3 protein-coding genes and 4 pseudogenes are annotated in these 6,092 nt (G+C 66.1%); 3 read left to right on the top strand and 4 right to left on the bottom strand.

What is annotated here, in order from left to right:
• The first annotated feature begins 5 nt into the window (after positions 1-5).
• A pseudogene (locus ON20_RS05470) lies at positions 6-1,187 on the top strand (acetyl-CoA C-acetyltransferase).
• A 51-nt stretch (positions 1,188-1,238) separates the two neighbouring features.
• Here the strand turns inward: ON20_RS05470 and ON20_RS05475 are convergent.
• The 3 genes and pseudogenes from ON20_RS05475 to ON20_RS05480 all read right to left on the bottom strand — a co-directional run bounded on the left by ON20_RS05475 (position 1,239) and on the right by ON20_RS05480 (position 3,332).
• Complete coding sequence (locus tag ON20_RS05475) at positions 1,239-1,592, bottom strand: hypothetical protein (RefSeq protein WP_051161709.1); 354 nt, start codon at positions 1,590-1,592, stop codon at positions 1,239-1,241.
• Positions 1,593-1,659: 67 nt separating this feature from the next.
• Positions 1,660-1,956 (bottom strand): annotated as a pseudogene (locus ON20_RS34030) (reverse transcriptase domain-containing protein); the annotation flags it as partial.
• A 1,001-nt stretch (positions 1,957-2,957) separates the two neighbouring features.
• A complete protein-coding gene (locus ON20_RS05480; protein ID WP_040833857.1) occupies positions 2,958-3,332 on the bottom strand; it encodes a DUF885 family protein in 375 nt (124 codons plus the stop codon).
• On the opposite strand from ON20_RS05480, the pseudogene ON20_RS34035 reads away from it, so the two are divergent.
• A pseudogene (locus ON20_RS34035) lies at positions 3,279-3,596 on the top strand (SDR family NAD(P)-dependent oxidoreductase); the annotation flags it as partial. The gene ON20_RS05480 and the pseudogene ON20_RS34035 overlap by 54 nt on opposite strands.
• A gap of 600 nt (positions 3,597-4,196) precedes the next feature.
• Here ON20_RS34035 and ON20_RS40925 read toward each other — a convergent pair.
• A pseudogene (locus ON20_RS40925) lies at positions 4,197-4,334 on the bottom strand (IS30 family transposase); the annotation flags it as partial.
• A gap of 206 nt (positions 4,335-4,540) precedes the next feature.
• Between ON20_RS40925 and ON20_RS05485 the strand changes: the two are divergent.
• Positions 4,541-6,025, top strand: a complete 1,485-nt coding sequence (locus tag ON20_RS05485) for a biotin carboxylase (RefSeq protein ID WP_086008918.1) — start codon at positions 4,541-4,543, stop codon at positions 6,023-6,025.
• Positions 6,026-6,092: the final 67 nt, after the last annotated feature.

The following is a 6,092-nucleotide window of genomic DNA, read 5'->3' on the forward strand; positions in this document are numbered from 1 at the left end:
CCCTAGTGACCACCACCACCGTCCTCCTCGCCGGTGCCCGCACCCCGGTCGGGAAACTGCTGGGATCGCTGTCCGGATTCTCTGCCTCCGACCTGGGGGCCTCGCAATCGCAGGGGCGCTGGGAAAGTCGGGATTGGCCCCGGAGCAGGTGCAGTACGTCATCATGGGGCAGGTACTCACCGCGGGCGCCGGACAGAACCCGGCACGCCAGGCGGCGGCCGCCGCGGGCATTCCGATGCGTGTCCCGGCCATGACCATCAACAAGGTGTGTCTGTTCGGCCTGAACGCCATCGCGCTGGCAGACCAGCTGATTCGCGCGGGTGAGCTGGATATCGTGGTGGCCGGTGGTCAGGAACCGATGGCCCGGGCGCCGCATATCCTCGAGAAGTCGCGGCAGGGCTTCGAATACGGTGACGTGACACTCGCCGATCACCTGGCTTACGACGGCCTGCACGACGTGTTCACCGATCAGGCGATGGGGGTCCTCACCGAATCGCACAACACCGGCCCGGTGACCGCGTCAAGGGAAGAACAGGACGCTTTCGTCGCGGCCTCGCATTGAAAGGCCGCGCAGGCCTGGCGCACCGGGATCTTCGACGACGAAGTAGTCCCGGTGGCGATCCCGCAACGCCGCGGGGACCAGTCCTGTTCCAGCAGGACGAAGGGGTCCGCGCGGACACCACTACCGAGTCACTCGCCCGGCTCCGGCCGTCCTTCGACCGAGCCGGGACCGTCACCGCTGGATCGGCGTCACAACTATCCGACGGCGCGACCGCAGTAGTGGTCATGAGCAAAACGAAGGCGATCGAGCTCGGCATTTCGTGGTTCGCCGAGATCGGCGCGCACAGCATGGTCGCGGGTCCGGACAGTTCCCTGCAGTTGCAGCCGGCGAATGCGATCACCGCCACCTGCGACAAGGCCGGTATCACACCCGCCGATCTGGACCTGGTGGAGATCAACGAGGCCATCGCCGCCGTGGGTGCCTCCTCGACCCGCGCGCTCGGACTCGACCCGGAGCGGGTGAACGTCGACGGTGGCGCGATCGCGATCGGGCACCCCCTCGGTGCGTCCGGTGCCCGAATCGCGCTGCATTGGGCACTCGAACTGAAATGCCGGGTGGCGTGGCAGGTGTGGCCGCGCTGTGCGGTGAAGGCGGCCAAGGCGACGCGCTCATCCTGCACACCTGAACCGCGTTCAGGGACGAGTTCGTCGATCGGGAATAGGTAGTCGGCTACCGATCACGGCCGCCGCGAAGATCCGCTCCGAACCAGATAGACGACCGGCATCTCCCTGGGCTCGAGTGGGCAGTCGGTTGCCGGTCGGCTGTTCTGCGGGGTGACGCGCTCCTGTTCGAGTTCGCGCTCTTTCTCCTCGGCGAGGAGATGCCGACATTCGCGCAGGGCATTGACGAGTTCGGCGACGAGTATGTCGAGGCGGCGTGCTTCAGTCTCCGCGGCGCCGAGACGTTCCCGAAATGTGACTGCCTGGTATCCGCACCACTGGCGTCGGAGCTCGTGCCGGGGTCGGTCGTACTTCAGGTAGACGTGGTATCCGTACTCAGGGGAGGACTTCTCATCCTTGCCGGTAATCAATCGGTGATTTGAAACGTAGTTCGCGCTTACAGCGTTCTCGGATCTCGGACTCTTGCTCGATGATCCGGTCGAGGATCGCGTCCTGAGCCCGCCGGTTGGGCCGGAAACCATAGGAGACCGGCTCGAAGTCGGCCTCGCAGATCGGTTCCAGCACCAGCTCGAGCGCGGCCTGAACGACCCGGTCGGTCACCGTCGGAATCCCGAGACGGCGAACCTTCCCCGACCCTCCCGGCGTGGGGATCTTGCGTTCCCGCACCGGTAACGGCCGAAAGGACCCGTCTTTCAACGAAGTCCGCAGATCATCCAGAAACCCCGGAACCCCGATCAGCTCCTCAACGTCGGTGGCGGTCATCCCGTCGACGCCAGGGGTGCGGGCTCCGCGGTTGCCTGCGGCCCGGTCGAACGTCACGATCAGCGTCGCCGGATCGTGCACGAAATTGAACAGATCGTCGAACCGGCGGCCGGGATCGACCGCCGGTTCGACGGTGAAGCTTGGCCTGCATCTGCGATACCCGCCGGCGCGGCCCCACGGGGTCGTGCGGTAGCTCCCGATGTAGGTGAGGAAATCGAGGGTGATCCGGTCGTGGACGCCATCATGGTGTTGTCCGCCTCGATACCTCGCCCGGCGCTGTAGCACTCCCAGTGGACAGGTGAGCGCGGGTAGGTCCAGGAAGATCATCGTATCGGCGCGGTGCAGCCGGATCGGGAGCGTGCCGGCGTAGTTGCCCTCGGTGATCCATCGGTCCGCGGCCACCGACTCGTGCCGGCGGGCGGCGAATTCCTCGTGGTCCGGGGTATTCCACTCGCTGTCGTAGTGGATGGCGTCCAGATGCGTGACGGGAAGGCTCAACAGGGCGGCCAACCGGTGAGCGAGGTGGGTCTTACCGCTTGCTCCGCAGCCCACGATCGGCACCCTGTGCATGGGCGTCAACCTACTCACCGTAGCCCCGTGGTCGTCCTCGTCGGGCGGTATCCATTCGACCTCGGTGATATCGCCTCCCGATGCCGTGTCCGCGGACACGGCAACCGCGACCTGTTCGGGCAGGAGTCGCCGAATATGAACATGCGGGGACGCAGGCGGTGATGTAGATGTGGCCCGAATCGCACGGGGTGGCCGAGTGATGGAACGCAGCGCGGTTGCGGATCGCGCTACACAAAACCTATGGGCGTCCGACTCGGCGGCCGCGTCCGCCGCCGAGTCCGCCTCCGGTAGCGGTGGTATCGGCCGCGAGCTGCTCTGGTGTTGCGAATACCGGCCCTCGACGAGTGCGACGGATGGACCGACATGGGCGATGCCGCCGAGCAAAGGGACCCGACGGCATCTGAGGCTCGCGGCGTCCAGGGGGTGGCGTCCGCGAGCGGGAGTCAGCTGGTTGGTAGCCGATACGGGCTGATTTTAATGAATATCCCGATGACGTGAGTAGCCAATCGATATCTGCCTCTAGGCGCGAAGATCGCCTCGAGATCGGTGGTGCCGAACAGGTGCGCCCCCACCTGCGCGTATTCCTCGCGCAGGCGTGCCAGTTCGGTCAGTCCCAGGTCGTGGACCCGGTCGGCGTCCAGATCGGCGACCGTGGTGTGACAGCGCAGCAGCCGCTGGTAGATGTCGGCGCCGTCCTCGCCCAGCCAACACAGTCCGCTGCGTTCGTCCGGCCTGCTCACCGGCAGCAGTTCTTCGGCCAGGACCTGGCGATACCGTTGGAACGCCGGGCGGATCACCTCCTGTGCGACCTCACCCAAGCCAACAGCGGGCTTGGGTTCGAGACAGCCCGGGCGCTCGCGGCGTGCGGCGCGTCGATGGTGCTGGCGGTGCGGGATGTGGACAAGGGCAAACATGCCGCGGACCGGATCGCCGGTGCTGTTTCAGGGGCGGACACCACCGTCCAGCAACTCGATCCGACCTCGCCGGCATCCGTGCGCGCTGCTGCCGACCAGCTGAAATCCGCTTTTGCCACGATCGACCTTCTGATCAACAACGCCGGGGTGATGTATCCGCCGAGACAGCCCGTACCAGCTGACCCGGGTCCACGTTGGAAGCTATCGCTTGCTCGGCGTGCGCCGCGCCAGGCCGCCTCTTTGGGCGTGGGGGCCGCGCCTTCATCGCCTTCGCGGACCACTCGATCGTCTTCCGGCAGCGGCTCGGCATGTCCTTGCTGATCATCGACGGCGGGCGCCGGTAGCCTGCCCGATCGCTGCCCGAGCCGCTGCACCACCAGAGCAGCGCCGCCGACGCCCAACAACACCGGCCAGTCCACCAAGCCCGTGGCGCCGATCACCGTCAACGTCAACACCGCGGCCGGCGCCGAGTGGCTGCCGCTGCCCAACCTGCTCCTCACGCCCGCTGCGGCCCGCCGGACATCGCCCACCACGCCATCGGAAATTCTCATCATCACTCCGTCGCGTTCACTGTTTGGACACCAACAAGCAAACCGGAGTTCAGCTCCGGAAAAGACGCAAAGTAGGGAGGTAACACCTATCTTTCCGAAGATGCGACCAATACGGCGATCTGCACGCCATGTGACAGCAACCTCACCGCAGCTCTGTGTGCGCACGTCGTCGACGCGGGAAGCGAAAGCTGGGCCAGTGCCGAACGACAACCATCTGGATGTGGTGGGCCATCACTTGGCCTTGGTCCCAGGTCAAGGTGCGACGCAGAGTCCGCGGCAGCGCGGACATCGTCGTCGTTATCGCTTCCTGGACGTCGAGGGCCCTGTGGGTGTGCGGTAGATGAAGCAGCACGACGGATACGAGTGGCTATGAGTGCCGGGCTGGGAGATCGGCCCCGGCACCTGCGCTCCTGCCCAGCTCGACTGGTGCACCGCGCTTCCACACGACCATGCGAAGGTGCACACTTGTGGTATGGAGGTGTGCGGATTCACCGCCGGGTCGCCGATCGCAGTGTCGCGGTCCTCGAGCCGGGCCCAGGTGCCGACGTCACCGCGGCCGGCGTGATCGTGCCGGCCGGTGGGCCGGAGCCCGCACCGCGCCGCGCGCTGAACGCTATCTCCGACGTACGCGCGTTCTTTCACATCAATGCCGTGCCGCTGTATTTCATTTCGCCGACCCCGTTCAACCTGCTGGGTATCGACCGCTGGGTGCGGAACTTCTTCTACCTGACATACTTCGATTCTTTCGAGGGTGCGCATCCGCGAGTATTCATGCCCCGGCGGCGCGATCGCAGGGATTTCGGGTCCATGAGGGATGTGTGCAACCACCTGCTGCGTGATCCGGAGACACTCGAGTTCATCGCGCACCGAGGGCCCGGTGGCAAGGCCTGCTTTGTGATGCTCGACGAGGAGACCCAGGCCCTCGCGCACGAGGCGGGGCTAGAGGTCATGCACCCGTCGGCGGAGCTGCGCCATCGCCTGAGCTCCAAGATTGTCATGACGCGCCTGGCCGACGAGGCAGGCGTTCCGAGCGTGCCGCACGTGATGGGGCGGGTCCGCTCCTATGACGAGCTGCTCGCCCTCGCGGAGACCGGCGGACTGGGAGATGACCTCGTCATCGAGGCCGCTTATGGCGACGCCGGCACGGCGACGTTCTTCGTGCGCGGTCAGCGCGACTGGGACCATTGCGCCGGTGACGTGGTGGGGCAGCGGGAAGTCAAAGTCATGAAGCGCATCCGCAATGTCGAGGTGTGCCTCGAAGGCACTGTGACCCGCCACGGCACCCTGATCGGCCCCGCGATGACCAGCCTCATCGGTTACCCGGAGCTGACCTCGCGCAAGGGTGGCTGGTGCGGCAACGACATCTGGCGCGAGGTGCTGCGGCCCGCACAGACGCACGCCGCGCGAGAGATGGTAGGAAAGCTGGGCGACGTGCTTCGCCGCGAGGGACACCGCGGCTACTTCGAGGTGGACCTGTTGCACGACCTGGACTCCGACGATCTCTACCTCGGCGAGGTGAACCCGCGCCTCAGCGGCGCAAGCCCGATGACGAACTTGACCACCGAGGCCTACGCCGACGTGCCGCTGTTTCTTTTCCACCTGCTCGAGTACATGGACGTGGAGTACGAGCTCGACATCGAGGAGATCAACTCCCGCTGGGAGCGGGGCTATGGTGAGGACGAGGTCTGGGGTCAGCTGATAATCACGGAGACCACGCCGGACCTCGAGCTCTTCACCGCGACCCCACGCACAGGTGTGTGGCACCTCGACGCCGACCGGCGCATCTCGTTCGCGCGCCCGGACAGCGACTGGGACTCGCTGATCGACGAGTCCGAGGCCTTCTACATGCGTATCGCGGCGCCCGGCGACTTACGCTGCGAGGGCGCCCAACTCGGCGTGCTCGTCACCCGCGGGCACCTGCAGACCAACGACTACCAGCTCACCGAGCGTTGCCGGTGCTGGATCGAGGGCATCAAGGCACAGTTCGCCTCGACACCCCTGGCGCCGGCCACGCCGATCGTCTCGCGGCTCGTCGCACGAGCGTGAGCAGCGGCCGCACGAAATGCTCGACAATCATCGAGCGCGAGCCCTTGGCCGGTGTGCTACTGATGGT

It is taken from the genome of Nocardia brevicatena NBRC 12119, assembly GCF_000308495.1.
In the GTDB taxonomy this organism is placed as follows: domain Bacteria; phylum Actinomycetota; class Actinomycetes; order Mycobacteriales; family Mycobacteriaceae; genus Nocardia; species Nocardia brevicatena.